The 14,795-nt window shown below is 72.5% G+C and carries 13 protein-coding genes; 6 read left to right on the top strand and 7 right to left on the bottom strand.

Features of this window, described 5'->3' with window-relative positions; all coding sequences use genetic code 11:
• Positions 1-19 precede the first annotated feature (19 nt).
• Positions 20-802, bottom strand: a complete 783-nt coding sequence (locus TR46_RS03250) for a GNAT family N-acetyltransferase (protein ID WP_042393077.1) — start codon at positions 800-802, stop codon at positions 20-22.
• Between the two features lie 193 nt (positions 803-995).
• Between TR46_RS03250 and TR46_RS03245 the strand changes: the two genes are divergently transcribed.
• Positions 996-2,546 (top strand): CehA/McbA family metallohydrolase, encoded by a 1,551-nt coding sequence (locus TR46_RS03245; RefSeq protein ID WP_161790086.1) that lies wholly within the window; start codon positions 996-998, stop codon positions 2,544-2,546.
• Positions 2,547-2,626: 80 nt separating this feature from the next.
• Here TR46_RS03245 and TR46_RS03240 read toward each other — a convergent pair whose 3' ends face one another.
• Positions 2,627-3,226, bottom strand: a complete 600-nt coding sequence (locus TR46_RS03240) for an SRPBCC family protein (protein ID WP_063770515.1) — start codon at positions 3,224-3,226, stop codon at positions 2,627-2,629.
• 187 nt (positions 3,227-3,413) lie between these two features.
• On the opposite strand from TR46_RS03240, the gene TR46_RS03235 reads away from it, so the two are divergent.
• Positions 3,414-4,322, top strand: coding sequence for an SCO4651 family lipoprotein (locus TR46_RS03235; RefSeq protein ID WP_152626279.1), 909 nt, complete (start codon positions 3,414-3,416; stop codon positions 4,320-4,322).
• Between the two features lie 114 nt (positions 4,323-4,436).
• The gene (locus TR46_RS03230) at positions 4,437-6,140 is read left to right on the top strand and encodes an AMP-binding protein (RefSeq protein ID WP_042393073.1); all 1,704 of its coding nucleotides are present in this window, start codon (positions 4,437-4,439) and stop codon (positions 6,138-6,140) included.
• 54 nt (positions 6,141-6,194) lie between these two features.
• Here TR46_RS03230 and TR46_RS03225 read toward each other — a convergent pair whose 3' ends face one another.
• The 4 genes from TR46_RS03225 to TR46_RS03210 all read right to left on the bottom strand — a co-directional run bounded on the left by TR46_RS03225 (position 6,195) and on the right by TR46_RS03210 (position 9,140).
• On the bottom strand, positions 6,195-6,812 hold the full coding sequence (locus TR46_RS03225; protein WP_042393071.1) for a TetR/AcrR family transcriptional regulator: 618 nt from the start codon (positions 6,810-6,812) through the stop codon (positions 6,195-6,197).
• 201 nt (positions 6,813-7,013) lie between these two features.
• A complete protein-coding gene (locus TR46_RS03220; RefSeq protein WP_042393069.1) occupies positions 7,014-7,547 on the bottom strand; it encodes a Rieske (2Fe-2S) protein in 534 nt (177 codons plus the stop codon).
• 116 nt (positions 7,548-7,663) lie between these two features.
• Positions 7,664-8,575: an acyl-CoA thioesterase gene (locus TR46_RS03215; protein ID WP_042393064.1), complete on the bottom strand. Its 912-nt coding sequence runs from the start codon at positions 8,573-8,575 to the stop codon at positions 7,664-7,666.
• Positions 8,576-8,657: 82 nt separating this feature from the next.
• Positions 8,658-9,140, bottom strand: a complete 483-nt coding sequence (locus TR46_RS03210; protein WP_042393062.1) for a pyridoxamine 5'-phosphate oxidase family protein — start codon at positions 9,138-9,140, stop codon at positions 8,658-8,660.
• A 103-nt stretch (positions 9,141-9,243) separates the two neighbouring features.
• Here TR46_RS03210 and TR46_RS03205 point away from each other — a divergent pair, with 103 nt between their 5' ends.
• A complete protein-coding gene (locus TR46_RS03205) occupies positions 9,244-10,089 on the top strand; it encodes an enoyl-CoA hydratase/isomerase family protein (RefSeq protein ID WP_042393060.1) in 846 nt (281 codons plus the stop codon).
• Between the two features lie 220 nt (positions 10,090-10,309).
• Complete coding sequence (locus TR46_RS03200) at positions 10,310-11,356, top strand: DMT family transporter (protein WP_084717830.1); 1,047 nt, start codon at positions 10,310-10,312, stop codon at positions 11,354-11,356.
• A gap of 185 nt (positions 11,357-11,541) precedes the next feature.
• Here TR46_RS03200 and TR46_RS03195 read toward each other — a convergent pair whose 3' ends face one another.
• A complete protein-coding gene (locus TR46_RS03195; RefSeq protein WP_084717828.1) occupies positions 11,542-13,092 on the bottom strand; it encodes a cellulase family glycosylhydrolase in 1,551 nt (516 codons plus the stop codon).
• Between the two features lie 296 nt (positions 13,093-13,388).
• Between TR46_RS03195 and TR46_RS03190 the strand changes: the two genes are divergently transcribed.
• Positions 13,389-14,795: glycoside hydrolase family 6 protein (locus TR46_RS03190; protein ID WP_236655184.1), on the top strand; the 1,407-nt coding region annotated here is incomplete at its 3' end.

The following is a 14,795-nucleotide window of genomic DNA, read 5'->3' as shown; positions in this document are numbered from 1 at the left end:
CGGGTCACGCGGGAGCGGGTCAGCCGACGGTGCGGCTGAAGGCGTGGGTGTGGCCCAGCTCCCGGAAGCCCAGTCGGGCGTACCAGCGGCGGGGCCAGTCGTCGGCGTCGGCGACCAGGAAGAACAGCGGGCAGTCGGCGGCCAGGTCGAGGGCGGTCCGCAGCAGCGTGCCGGCGTAGCCGCGGCGGGTCCGGTCGTCCAGGGTGACCACCTCCTCGATCTGGCCGATGCCCCGCTTCCGGTCGAGGTAGACGTCGGCCGAGGCGGCGACCTGGTGCCGCTCGTCGCGGACGGCCAGGAAGCGGACCTCGTCGGCGCCGCGCAGCCGGGCGCTGCGGCGCTCGACCAGCTGGTCGATCATCGACTGCTCCGCCTCGGGCATCCAGGCCCTGGTCTGCCGGGCCACGGCCGGCCGCAGGTCGGCGAGCGACACGGTCTCCGCCCGCGGCAGGCCGGGTTCGGCGGCCGCGCCGGGGCGGGCCATCACCAGCTCCAGTTCATGGCTGTAGCCCGCCGCGGTCAGCACCGGCAGGCAGGCCGTCCCCAGCCCGTCGTCGAGCACGCTGACGCGGCGGTGCGGCAGCCGGCCCAGCGCCTGGTCGGCGAGGGCCGGCAGTCCGGCCGGGTCCAGGGGACCGTCCACGATCAGCTGGTTGTGCTCGTGCGATCCGGGGAACTCCGGGTCCTGCACCACGATGCCGCCGGGGAACTCGGTCAGCAGGGCCGCCTGTCGTCGGGCGAAGTCCATCCGGAAGGCGGTGGTGCGGCCGAGGTCGTCGGTGGTGTCTGCGGTCGTCGACATCGGATCAGTCTACGGACGGTGGGTTGTCGTCCGGTGTTCACACGGGAGGACGATGGTCGGAAGGGTCCGGTGCACCGATCGTGCACTCCCGACCCACCCACTGGAGGACACCATGCATCCGGAGGACACCACCCACGAGGACAGCGGCCACCCCGACGATCCCTGCGAGCAGCACTCGTTGGACCGGCGCAGGATGCTGCTCGGCGTCACCGCCGGGGCCGCGGCGATCACCCTCGCCCCGGTCGCGTTCGGGCCGGCCGGGTCCGCGCAGGCGGCTGACGGCTCGTCGGCGGCCGCTGCGACTCCGGCTCCCGGCACCACCGTCAGCCGCACCGTCGGCGGCCATCTGGAGACCGGCGCGGCCGACTTCGTCTACCTGCCGGTCGAGGTCCCCGAGGGGGTGCAGCAGATCGCGGTGCAGTACTCCTACTCCAAGCCCGCCGTCCCGGCCGGCACCCCGGCGAACTCCTGCGACATAGGCGTCTTCGACCAGCGCGGCACGGCCCTCGGCGGCAAGGGCTTCCGCGGCTGGTCCGGCGGCTTCCGTACCTCCTTCGCGATCAGCAACACCGAGGCCACGCCCGGCTATCTGCCCGGACCGGTGAGCGCCGGCACCTGGCACGTGGTGCTCGGCCCCTACCAGGTCGCGCCGCAGGGGATGGACTACCAGGTCCAGGTGACGCTGACCTACGGCGAGCCCGGGGCCGCCTTCGTCCCGCACTACCCGCCGCAGCGCGCCAAGGGCCGGGGCCGGGCCTGGTACCGGGGCGACGGCCATCTGCACACCGTCTACTCCGACGGCAGGCGGCTGCCCTCCGAGGTCGCGGCCGGGGCCCGGGCGGCGGGGCTGGACTTCATGGTCTCCACCGACCACAACACCAGCTCCTCGCACGCGGTCTGGGGTGTGTACGCCGGCCCCGACCTGCTGATCGTCACCGGCGAGGAGGTCACCACCCGCAACGGCCACTGGCTGGCGCTCGGCCTCCCGGCGGGCGAGTGGATCGACTGGCGCTACCGCTCCCGCGACAACGCCTTCGCCCGCTTCGCCGGCCAGGTCCACCGCTCCGGCGGACTGGTGGTCCCGGCCCACCCGTACTGCCCCTACATCGCCTGCCAGTGGAAGTCGGGCTACGACGACGCCGACGCCATGGAGGTCTGGAACGGTCCCTGGACCTACGACGACGAGTCGTCGGTGGACACCTGGGACGCCAGGCTGGGCGAGGCGGTGCGTGCCGGCCGCCGCTGGACCCCGGCCATGGGCAACAGCGACGCCCACAGCGTCCCGCAGGTCATCGGGCTGCCCCACAACGTGGTCCTGGCCGACGATCTGACCACCCAGGACGTGCTGGCCGGGATCAAGGCGGGCCGCAGCTGGATCGCCGAGTCCTCGGCGGTCGGCCTCGATTTCACCGTCACCGGCGGCGGCCGGCAGGCCGGGATCGGCGGCACCCTCACGGCGGCGGCCGACGCGCCGGTGGACGTGCGGATCGACGTCTCCGGCGTGCCCGGCGGCACGGTCCGCTTCATCACCGACGAGGGCCAGATGCACCAGGAGTCGCTGCCCGCCTCCGGCAGCGGCACGGTGGTCTGGCGCACCACCACCTCGCTGGCCGCCTACGTCCGCGCCGAGGTCCGCCACCCGATGGCCGACGGCAGCCCGGGCCAGGGCAACACCATGGGCCCGGCCCTGGTCTGGGGTGCCATGGCGGCGCTCACCAACCCGGTCTTCCTGCGCGTCCGCTGAGCGACGACGGCGGCCCCGCCCTCACTCAGGAGGGCGGGGCCGCCGTGGTGCCGTTGCGGTGGTGCTCAGATTCCGTCGGCTCAGATCCCGTCGCCGGGCTCACGCGCGGTCTCGGGATCGTACCGGCTGAACGGGGTGTCGATACCCGCGGTGGAGCCGTAGCCGGGTTCCTCGCCCGGCGGCGTCCGCGGCGGAGCCGGCTTCGGAGCCTGCGGCGCGGCCTGCGGCGGAGCCGCCACCTCGCCGCGCCATCCGCCGGTCTCGGCGCCCTCGTTCTCGATGAACCTGCGGAAGTTCTCCAGGTCACCGTGCACCCGGCTGCGGATCAGGCCGAGCTTGTCGCCCGCCTGCTCGGCGAACCCCTCGGGTTCGAACCTGAGCTGCAGCATCACCCGGGTGTGGGTGTCGTCCAGCCGGTGGAACGTCACCACTCCGGCCTGCTCGGGGCCGTCCAGGGAGTGCCAGGCGATCCGCTCGTCCGGACGCTGCTCGCTCACCTCGGCGTCGAACTCGCGCTCGACTCCGGCGATCTTCGTCACCCAGTGCGTACGCACCGGCGTGAGCTGGTCGATCCGCTGGACGCCCTGCATGAAGCGGGGGAACTCCTCGAACTGCGTCCACTGGTTGTAGGCGGTGCGGACGGGAACGGCCACGTCGGTGGACTGCTCGACGGTCGTCACGTCGCATCACTCCTCACTGTCATTGCGTCTGGACTGCATTCCGTCCGATCGCCTGTCCACGATCCACGGCGTGAAACAGCCGCAGTCCGGATTCCCTCCTGTTCCAACGGGTGCGCGATTGCTGGGCGCCCGCAGGGGTAGCCGTCGACTGCGGCCGGCCGGTCGCCCCGACCGACCGGAGGTAGGCATGGCTTCAACTCCATTGCGCGGCACAACATCGGCGGCACGCCGAGCCGCCCTGACGGGTGCCGCAGCCGCAGCCGCGCTCGCGCTCTCGGCCTGCACCTCCTCCGGCGGTCCCGGCTCGGCGGCCGGGACACCGTCCGCCGGCGCATCGGCCTCCGGGACCGCCGCCGCCACCGCGACAGCAACGGCGCCGAGCGGCTCCGCCCCGGCGCCGACGGGCTCCGGAAGCGCCGCGGACGCGAGTGCCCTGCAGGCCGACGCCCAGGCCACCACCTCGGCAGGTTCGGCCAGGATGACGCTCGACGAGACGGCGCAGAGCGGCGGCAAGGCCGTCACCATCCACGGCAGCGGCGTCACTCAGCTCAGCGGCGGCGGAAACGGCCAGTTCACCCTCAGCACGAACGGGCAGAGCGTGCAGCTACGGGTGCTGGACAAGGTGGTCTACGAACTGCTCCCGGCCTCGGTGCGGAGTGGGACCGGCGGCGGCAAGCCGTGGATCAAGATCGACGCGAGCAAGGCCGGCGGCGGCAACACCGTCAGCGCACCGGACGCCTCCCGGCAGCTCGGCTTCCTCAAGGGCGCCAAGAACGTGACCGAGGTCGGCACGGAGACCGTGGGCGGTGTCAGCACCACGCACTACCTGGTCCGGGTGGACCTCAGCCGGAACCAGGGCAGTCTGGGCGGGATCTCCCTGCCGTCCGACGTGCCGGTCGACGTATGGGCCGACGCCCGGCACCACATCGTGCAGAAGAAGGTCACCCTCTCGGTCTCGGCGAAGGCCTCGTCCTCGGCCGCCCCGCAGCAGGTCTCCTCGGTCACGACCATTCACCTCGGCGACTTCGGGACGCCGGTCGAGGTCACCGCCCCTCCGGCCGGCCAGACCACCGACCTGACCGCATCGGTCGGCTGACGCCCGCCGCCGACGGCGGTCTTGTGCGTTGGCGGGCGACGGGGTATCAACAGCTGGTAACTGACGGATCGTCAGAAATGATTCGTACGGCAGCCCGCCCCTGGGGGATCCCCGATGCCCGCGACCGACCCGAGCCCCACCCTCCTCGACGCCGTGCACGCGCAGCGCGGGCGGCACGGCCCCGGCCTGGTCGGGGACGGTTTCGGATTCAGCCACGACCAGGTGTTCCGGGCCGCCTGCGCCCGGGCCGCACTGCTCACCCGGCTGCTCGCCGAGCAGCGGGCGGCCCACCCGCATGTCGGGCTGCTGCTGGACAACACCCCCGAGTACGCCTTCTGGCTGCAGGCCTGCGCCCTCGCCGGGGCCACCGCCGTCGGCATCAACCCCACCCGACGCGGTCCCGACCTGCTCCGCGACATCCGGCACACCGACTGCGCCCTGGTCGTCACCGGACAGCGCAGGCTCCCGCTGCTGAACGGCCTGGACCTGGGGACACCCGTCCTGGACAGCGACGGGCCGCACTACGCGGCGCTGCTCGCCGACCACCTCGACGCCGAACCGCCCGCGCGGCGCCCCGCGCCCGGCACCCGCGTCCTGCTGACTTTCACCTCGGGGTCCACCGGCGCGCCCAAGGCAGTGATCTGCAGCCAGGGGCGGCTGGCCCGGGCCGGGGACAAGGTCCGCGAGATGTACCGGCTGACCGCCGACGACACCGGCTACGCCTGCATGCCGCTGTTCCACGGCAACGCCACCATGGCGCTGTGGGCGCCGATGCTGCTGGCCGGCGGCACGGTCGCGCTGCGCCCCACCTTCTCCGCCTCGCACTTCCTGGACGACGTGCGCCGCTACCGGGCCGGCTACTTCACTTATGTCGGCCGCGCCGTCTCCTATGTGCTGGCCACCGAGGAGCGCCCGGACGACGCCGACAACCCGCTCCGGCTCGGCTTCGGCACCGAGGCGGGGGCGGTGGACGCCGCGCGGTTCGAGGCGCGGTTCGGCTGCCGGCTGGTGGAGGGCTACGGCTCCTCCGAGGGCGGCTGCAATCTGCGCCAGGACCCGGCGGCCCCGCCCGGTGCCGTCGGCCGGGTCGGATCGGGGCCCGACGACGACCTGGCCGTGGTCGACCCGGCGACGGGGGAGGAGCGCCCGCGCTCCCGCTTCGACGCCTCGGGCCGGCTGCTCAACGGCGCCGAGGCGATCGGCGAACTGGTCAACCGCACCGCGCGGGCCGGCTTCGAGGGCTACTGGCGCAACCCCGCGGCGGACGCGGCGCGGGTCCGCCACGACTGGTACTGGACCGGGGACCTGTTCCACCGCGACGCCGGGGGATGGTTCCACTTCGCCGGGCGCAGTGAGGACTGGCTGCGGGTGGACAGCGAGAACCTGGCCGTCGCCGACATCGAGAACATCCTCGGCCGCTGGTCGCAGGCCGAGGCCGTGGCGGTCTACGCGGTCCCCGACCCGGTCGCGGGCGACCAGGTGATGGCGGCGGTGCAGCTGCGGCCCGACGCCGACCACGCCGACACGGCAGCACTCGCCGCGCGGCTGGCCGGGTTCCTGGCCGCCCAGCCCGACCTGGGCACCAAGATGCCCCCGCGCTTCGTCCGCATCGTCGCCCGGATGCCGGCCACCGCCACCCACAAGACCGCCAAGACCGGGCTGCGCGCCGAGCGCTGGCGCACCGAGGACCCGGTGCTGTGGCGGCCGTACGGGACGGCGGCGGGCGGCGGCGCACTGGAGTACCGCCCGCTGACCGGCGACGACCTGGAGAAGATCGACGCACTGTTCGCCGAGCACGGACGCACCGCCTGGCGCTGACGGCCGTTCCGCCCGCGGCAGGTCCGCCTGCCGGCCGGACCGGCTGTCGGCCGGTCAGGCCGCCGCGTACGGAGCCAGCACCACCCGGATGACCTCCTCCAGCCGGAGGTAGGCGTCGCCCAGGGTGCTGCGCCCGGTGACCCAGGCGACCAGCTCGCTCTGCCAGGCCGCGTCGATGATGTGCGGCACCACGCTCCGCGCCGCCGCCGGCACCTGCGGCATCACCGCCAGGAGTGAGGCCCGTCCGGCGTTGGCCATCTCGTCCACCGCCTCGCTGGCGAACGGGTCGGTGGACACCGTCACCGCCACAAGCAGATGGGCCAGGTGCGGCTGCCGCTGGAAGGCCCGCATGCCCCGGTGCACGAAGCGGACGACGCGGTCCGTCCCGGCCAGGGGGGCGGGGGAGCCGCGGAGCTCAGCCGCGAGATCTGTCATCAGCATCCCGCGCCAGTCCGAGACCGCGGCGGCCAGCAGATGGTCCTTCGAGGAGAAGTACCGGTAGGTCGTCCCTAGGGCGACCCCTGAGCGTTCGCTCACCTGTTTCATCTGGACGCGCTCGACGCCGATCTCGGCTACCAGCTCGATCGCGGCCCTGATCAGGTGTTTCCGGCGTTCCAGTTGGCGGGGAGACATAGCCTCGACCGGCCTGGGGGACAGGTCTACCTTGGACACCCCGCCATGATACCGGGAACGGCGTTGCAGGTGTATGACGCCGCATCAGGTCACCTGACCGGCGTGGACCCGGGATCCGGGTCCACGCCGGTACTCCAACTCTCCGGGGAGCGATCCCCCGAACCCCCGCGCCAGGCCCCGGGGTGGCAGGCCCACGGCCCGTGGGGTGAAACGGTGTTCTCGTTCGAGGATCCGCCGGATTCAGGAAAGCGTGATCTTGCCGTTGGCGACGGCGATGGTCTCCGCGGACAGGGGGGAGGGCGCCGGCCCCTTGGCGACCGTCCCGTCGGCGATGTGGAACGCGCTCCCGTGGCACGGGCAGTTGATGGTGCCGCCCGAGACGCTGCCCACGGTGCAGCCCATATGGGTGCAGACCGCCGTGAACGCCTTGAATTCGCCCGCGGTCGGCTGGGTCACCACGACCTTCTTGTCGGCGAAGACCTTTCCGCCGCCCACCGGGATGTCCGAGGTCGCCGCGAGGGCGGTGCCACCGCCCGAACCGCCCGCCGCCGAGCTGCTGCCGCCGCCTCCGGCCGCCGGCGCGCTGCTGGTGGCGCCGCCCGCCGCCGCGGTGGTCGGGTCCGCCGCCGGGGTGCTGGCCCCGCCCGCCGCGCTGGCGCTGCCGCCGCTGCTGCTCGAACCGCACGCGGCGAGGACACCGGCGGCGCCCACCACCCCGACGCCCGCGAGCACGGTCCGACGGGCGGTGCTGGTCTTCGTGGACTCTTCGGCCATGGTTACTCCTGTACAGAGCTGAGGCTGGTGGGGCTGACGCCCTCTGTCGGGAGTCCATACGCACCCGCCGTACCGGAGGTTCACGGTCCGGGCATCTTTTTGACTGATTGACAGGTTCAGCGCCGCTTCTCGCGGACCAGTGCCTCCTGCACCACCGAGGCGACCAGCCGTCCGTCCCTGGTGTAGAACTCGCCCTGGGCCAGCCCGCGCCCGTCCGACGCGGAGGGGCTGCGCTGGGCGAACAGCAGCCACTCGTCGGCCCGGAACGGCCGGTGGAACCACATCGCATGGTCCAGCGACGCCAGGTTGATCGTCGGCGGCTCCTTGCGCAGCGAGCGGGGCAGCTGCAGATGCAGTGCGGCGGTCGAGGCCAGCGTCAGGTCCGAGAGGTAGGCCAGCGCGCAGACGTGCAGCAGCGCGTCGTCGGCGGCGATCTTCGAGGCGGACTTCAGCCAGACGAACTGCTCCTCCACCCCGGTGGTCCGGCCCGGCAGTCCCTCGGTGCCGGGCGGCATCAGCCGCATGTCCAGGGTCAGCCGCCCGGTGGTCGCCCAGTAGCTCTCCGGACCGCCCTCGGCCCAGGCCGCGTAGGGGTCGGGCAGCCCCTCGGGGCCGGGCAGCAGGGGCATCTCGCGCTGCCGTTCGGGGCTCTCCTCGGGGCGCTTGAAGGAGGCGGAGAGGGTGAACACCGCCTCGCCGCGCTGGATCGCGGTCACCCGCCGGGTGGAGTAGGAGTGGCCGTCGCGCAGCCGCTCCACCTCGTACACCAGCGGGCGGCGCGGGTCGCCGGGGCGCATGAAGTAGCCGTGCAGCGAGTGCACCGGACGCCCGGCCTCCACCGTGCGGCCGGCCGCCACCAGCGCCTGCGCGGCGACCTGCCCGCCGAAGGCGCGCAGCGGCGCGCCGGCGTGGCACCAGCCGCGGAAGAGGTTGAGGTCGAGGTCGTCGAGGCGCAGCAGATCGACGAAGTCGGAGATCACACGGGGCTGACCGGAACCGGAGTCGGTGGCCATCGGAGCTTCTGCCATCGGAGCATCCTGTCAGATCGCCCCGGGCCAACCCGTGTGACCTGCGGCACCTTGACGGACGGACAGGTGCGGGCCGATGCGGCTACCGGGCGAAGTCCCCGTTCAGCCGTCGGAAGTCCCAGCTGGTCAGCGTCTCGGGGGCGAGCCGCAGCCAGCCGTGCCGCCCGTCGTGGTACATGGCCTCGCCGAAGCCGTACTTGGCGGCGAAGAGCTTCTCTGCCCCGGCCAGCTCGTGCGGACCCCGGTAGTCCAGGCCGGTCCTGGGGGCCTCCGCCACCTGCTCCACCGAGCCGGTCAGTTCCACGCCCCGCAACTCGCCGTAGTCCTCGCCGCTGTCGACCACCACGGCTACCCTCGGCTCGCGCTCCAGCTCGCCCCAGCGCCGGCTGCGGGTGATGGAGTACAGCCACAGCGCCGATCCGTCCCAGACGAACCACAGCGGGGTGACATGCGGCCGTCCGTCGGCGGAGACCGTCGCCACCCGGCAGGTCCGCTGCCCGCGCAGGTACGCGTCCCGCTCGTCGTCGGTCATCATCACGCGCCTGCCGTGCCGTTGCTCCCGCATCCTGCCTCTTCCCTCCGACGCGGCCGACCGGGACGATGGCCCGGGCCGACAAGTAGAACGTGTTCTCAAATGATGCGCCAGGGCTGCGACCGGAGGAATGCGCATGCGGACTCACTTCACCACCCTCCGCTATGAGGAGGAGGACCACGTCGCCCTGGTGACGCTGGACCGTCCCGAGGTCCACAACGCCTTCGACCTGCGGATGATGCGTGAGATCCGCGAACTGTGGCGCGGGCTGCGGGAGAACGACGAGGTCCGGGCCGTCATCCTCACCGGCGCCGGTGACCGCGCGTTCTGCACCGGCCTGGACCGCTCCACGCTGGACGGCGCCGGGCCCGGGGCCGGTGGCCACGAGGGCGACGGCGGCCGGCCCATCGGCGTCCGCGGCGGCACCCCGCTGCACTTCGACGACCCGGGCGACTGGCTCAGCCCCAAGACCTCGGGAGACCTCTGGAAGCCGGTCATCGCCGCTGTCAACGGAATGGCCTGCGGCGGCGCGTTCTACCTGCTCGGACAGGTGGAGTTCATCATCGCCGCGGAACACGCCACCTTCTTCGACCCGCACACCAGCTTCGGCATGGCCTCGGTGTTCGAGTCGATGGCGATGCTGCAGCGGATGCCGCTCGGCGAGGTCATGCGGATGCAGCTCACCGGCGCGCACGAACGCCTCTCCGCGCAACGGGCACACCAGATCGGCCTGGTCCAGGAGGTCGTCCCGGGTCCCGAACTCCTGGACGCGGCCCGCCGGGTCGCCGCCCTGATCGCCTCGCAGCCGCCGCTCGCGGTCCAGGCCACGCTGCGTGCCGTCTGGTACGCCCAGGAGCTCGGCTACCGGCAGGCGCTGGAGGTCGCCAAGACCCTGGTGACCCTCGGCGACGACCCCGCCTCCCTCGCCGAGGGCCAGGCCGCATTCAACTCGGGCGCCCGAACCCCCTGGCGGCTGCGCTGACCGCCCGGCCGCTGCGCTGAGCGCCGCGTTGGGGATAGGGTCCGGGGCATGGCTCCGTACTCACTCGCCGTCCTTCCGCCGCCCGTCCGCTAGCGGGCGGCCCCTTGGCTGATCGCCGTCGCCCCTGGTCGCACTGCTGACCGAGGGGCCATCGGTCCGGTGAGCGCTGCCCGCGTCCTGACCCGCCGCGGACCACAGCGACCATCTCCGGAGCCCTGTCATGCCTGCTCAGCCTTCTTTGCCGTCCCTTCCCGCACGCCGTCGCGGCCGCACCCGGGTCCATGCCCAGGACGCGGACACGCCGTCGGCCGGACCCACGCCTGCGGCCCGCCGCCGCGCGCTGATCACCATCGGCCTCGCCGCGGCCTCCTGGGGCAGCGCCGGCGCCGCCGCCGCGATCCTGCACCGCAGCAGCGGCCTCGGGCCGATCGCCGTCTCGTTCTGGCGCTTCGCCGTCGGCGCACTGCTGCTCGCTGCCGCCAGGCCGTTCCTGCACCGGCGCACCGGTGGCAGCGCACGCCCGAGGACCGCCGTCCTGATCGGCACCGGCATCCTGATGGCGTCCTTCCAGACCTGCTACCTCGCCGCCGTCGACCTTGCCGGACTCGCCCTCGGCACCACCGCCACCCTCGGCGCCGCCCCGGTGCTCACCGCCCTGGGGGCGCGGGTGTTCTTCGGGGAACGGATCGGCCGGCGCGGCGTCGCCACGATCGCCCTGGCGGTCACCGGCCTGACCCTGCTCGCCTTCGGCGGTGACACCTCGTCACATGCGACCGCCCCGCTCTGGGGCCTGCTCTGCGCCCTCGGCTCGGCGGCCGGCTCGGCGGGGATCAACCTGCTCACCCAGGCCCAGGCCCGAACGCAGGCCCTAACGCAGGCGCAGACGCAGGCGCAGGGCGGGGACGGCCGGCACCGCGACAGCGGGACCTACGACGCCTACGACCGCGCCCTCAGCGGCTTCGCCGTCGGCGCGCTCGCCCTGCTGGCGCTCTCGGCCGCGACCGGACCCCTGCTCCCCTCCGCACACCACCTGGGTACGGCGGTGGCCCTGCTCGTCTACCTGGGCGCGGTGCCCACCGCGCTGGCCTACTCGCTCTTCTTCGCGGCCATGACCGTGGTCCGGGCGACGGCGGTGTCGGTGGTGATGATGCTGGAACCCGTGGCCGCCCTGCTCCTCGGCATCACCCTGCTCGGCGAGCGCCTCACCCTCCCCGCCGCAGCGGGCACCGCCACCCTGCTCGCCTCGGTGGCCCTGCTCCGCGACTGACGGCTGTTCCGTCGCGGTCGCTCTCGGCCGTGCACGGGCCCGCCGCCCCGTGGAGGTGACGGCGGGCCAGTGGGAGCGGGCGCGCAGGCTGGGCCCGGCGCCTGGAAAGGGTTCGGTCGGTGACGGACCCCGCCCCCCGCGACGGTCCCGTCCCGGCCCCCGTTCCAGCCTCCGGGCCCCGGGGCCTACCCCAGGGCCGCCAGGTGGGCCTTGTAGCCGGCGCCGTAGGCGGTCGCGGTGCCGTCGTAGTTGCTGATCAGGGACGGGCCGGAGGAGCAGTCCCAGGTGTTCCAGGTCCAGGCCAGGTAGGAGGCGCCGGCGTTGTCCAGCCAGGGGAGCAGGGTGTCCAGGTAGCCGTGGGCGCAGTCGTTCTCGCCCAACTCGCCGGTGACCAGCGGGACCTGGGCCAGTACCGGGGAGATCTGGCTGGTCCAGCAGGAGCTGTTGCTGCAGGTGTTGAAGTTGTACGAGTGCCAGGAGGCGGCCAGGTCGTGGTCCGGGTCGGTCGGCTCGTAGGTCAGCCACTGGGTGAGGTCGTTGGAGTAGGCGAGACCGCCGAGCATCAGCACGTTGCTCGCGCCGGTGCCGCGTACCGCGTTCACCATCGACTGCATCCCGGCTACCTGGTAGTTGATGCCGGAGCAGGTCCCGCCGTCCCGCCAGCAGGTCCAGGCCTGGGCGGTGGTGCTGGTCGCGCGGTCCGGGTAGGGCTCGTTGAAGAGGTCGAAGACCGTCGAGTTGTCGCCCTTGAAGGTGTTGGCGACCGAGGTCCAGAACGGGATCGCCTGGGCCGCGTCCGGCATCGGCTTCTGGCAGGTCGCGGTGGCGGTGGAGCAGGCGGACGAGTTTCCGCTGTAGACGCCGTCGGTCCAGTGCAGGTCGAGGATGGCGACCAGGCCGTTCTGGTGCAGCAGGGTGACGTAGGCCTTGATCGCGTTGATGTAGTTCGCGCCGGAGTAGGCGGCCAGGACGTTGGACTCGCCGTTCCAGCAGTCCTCGTTCAGCGGCACCCGTACGGCGTTGATGTGCCAGCTCGCCATCGCGGCGACGGAGGTCTGGTCGACCGGTCCGTCGAAGATCCCGGTGCCCTGGACGCAGGCGAACTCCGCCCCGGAGCGGTTCACCCCGTGCAGGGTGACGGTGCTGCCGCTGGCGTTCACCAGCTTGTTGCCGGAGACGTGCAGGGCGGGCGCGGTTCCGTTGGTGGGCGGCGCGGTCGTCGGCGGCGCGGTGGTGGGAGGAGCCGTCGTCGGCGGTGCGGTGGTCGGGGGTGCGGTCGTGGGCGGCGCCGTGGTCGGGGTGGCGCTGGGCGTGCCCGGCCCGCCGCAGGCCACGCCGTTCACGGCGAAGCCGGTGGGTGCCGAATTCGTGTTCGAGTAGCCGAAGTTGGCGTTGGTGGTGACCGAGCCGCCGGCGGCGATCGTGCTGCTCCAGCTGGGCGCGGCGACGGTGACCGTGTGGCCGGTCTGGGACCAGGTGCCGTTCCAGCCGCTCTGCAGGGTCTGGTTGCCGGTGGTGGTGTAGGTCAGCGTCCAGGACGGGATGGCGGAGCCGCCGGTGTCGGTGATGGTCGCGGCGGCGGTGAACCCGCTGCCCCAGTCGTTGCCGACCGAGTAGCTGACGCTGCATGACACGGCGGTCGCCGCGGCGCTGGACGCGGCCAACGGCAGCAGCGCCGCTGTGAAGCCGGTGACCGCGGCGGCCGTGCCGAGGAGGAGTGTGGTGCGGGATCGCATGGGGGAGCACCCGATTCCGTTGAGTGGGTGGGGTGCTCGCACTGGTTGCCGGGCGTCAAGGTAGCGGATGGATTGCGTTCATGACAGCCCCACAGCGAGACTTTTCTGCTCATCGTCAAGGGTCTTGACGCGCTGTCAGCTCGGGCCCCACCATCGGGAGCGCTCCCACTGGTTGCCGCCCGTCGGCAGAAGGTATGTCCCCGGCCATGCCCTGCCCTGAATGGGAGCGCTCCCAGTACTCCCACCCCCTCACCGGCTAGTGATCACGATCCACCCCACCCGAAAGGACCGTGAAAGTGCCACATCCCTCCCGCCCGCTCGCCCGCTTCCGAACGGCCGCGGCAGCGGCCGCCCTCGGCGCGGCCATGCTCGTCCCCATCGCTGCCACCAGCCAGTCCGCGAGTGCGGCGGTCACCCACGTCGCCAACCCCTACGTGGGGTCCACGCCCTACCTGAACCCGGACTACGTCTCCGAGGTCAACGCCCAGGCCGCCGCGGACGGCGGGACCACCGGTACGACCGAGGCGAAGGTCGCCGGCTACCAGACCGCCATCTGGATGGACCACATCGGCGCCATCGCCGGCGACAGCACCCACCTGGGTCTCCAGGCGCAGCTCGACAAGGCCGAGGCACAGGCCGCGAGCAGCTCCACCCCGGTACTGTTCGAGGTCGTGGTCTACGACCTCCCCGGCCGTGACTGCGCGGCGCTCGCCTCCAACGGCGAGATCCCGGCCACCGCGGCCGGCCTGACCGAGTACGAGTCGCAGTACGTCGACCCGATCGCCGCGCTGCTCGGCAGCAGCACCTACAGCAACCTGCGGATCTCCACGATCATCGAGCCGGACTCGCTGCCCAACGCCGTCACCAACCAGAGCAAGACGGCCTGCGCGACGGCAACCCCGTACTACGAGAGTGGTGTCGAGTACACCCTGAACAAGCTGCACGCCATCCCCAACGTCTACACCTACCTGGACATCGGCCACTCCGGCTGGCTCGGCTGGTCCAGCAACATGGGCCCGGCCGCCCAGGAGTTCGCCAAGGTCGCCAAGGCCACCACCGCGGGTGTGGCCAGCGTGGACGGCTTCATCAGCGACACCGCCAACACCACCCCGACCGACGAGCCGTTCCTGCCCAACTCCACGCTCCAGGTGGGCGGGCAGCCGCTGGACTCGGCCAACTTCTACCAGTACAACCCCTACTTCGACGAGCACACCTACGACGAGGCGATGCACGCCTCGCTGGTCTCCGCGGGCTTCCCCAGCAGCGTCGGCATGCTCATCGACACCTCCCGCAACGGCTGGGGCGGCTCCTCCCGACCCACCTCGCTGAACTCCAGCCCGACCGACGTCAACTCCTACGTGACCGCCAACAAGGTCGACCAGCGGCCGTTCCGCGGTGACTGGTGCAACGTCAACGGTGCCGGCATCGGCTCGCGGCCGACCGCGCAGCCGTACGGGGCCAGCGACCCGATCATCGCCTACGTGTGGATCAAGCCCCCGGGCGAGTCCGACGGTGACTACCCCAGCGGTACGCACACCCACGGCGACCCGCACTGCGACCCCAGCGGGACCCAGACCGACGGCAACGGCGGCACCTACCCGACCGACGCCATCCCGGGCTACGACATCCCGGCCGGCAACTGGTTCGCCGCGCAGTTCCAGCAGCTGGTCACCAACGCCTACCCGGCGCTGGGCGGCACCTCC

The sequence above is a fragment of the Streptacidiphilus carbonis genome (genome assembly GCF_000787775.1).
In the GTDB taxonomy this organism is placed as follows: domain Bacteria; phylum Actinomycetota; class Actinomycetes; order Streptomycetales; family Streptomycetaceae; genus Streptacidiphilus; species Streptacidiphilus carbonis.
This window is presented reverse-complemented; position numbering and strand designations above follow the sequence as displayed.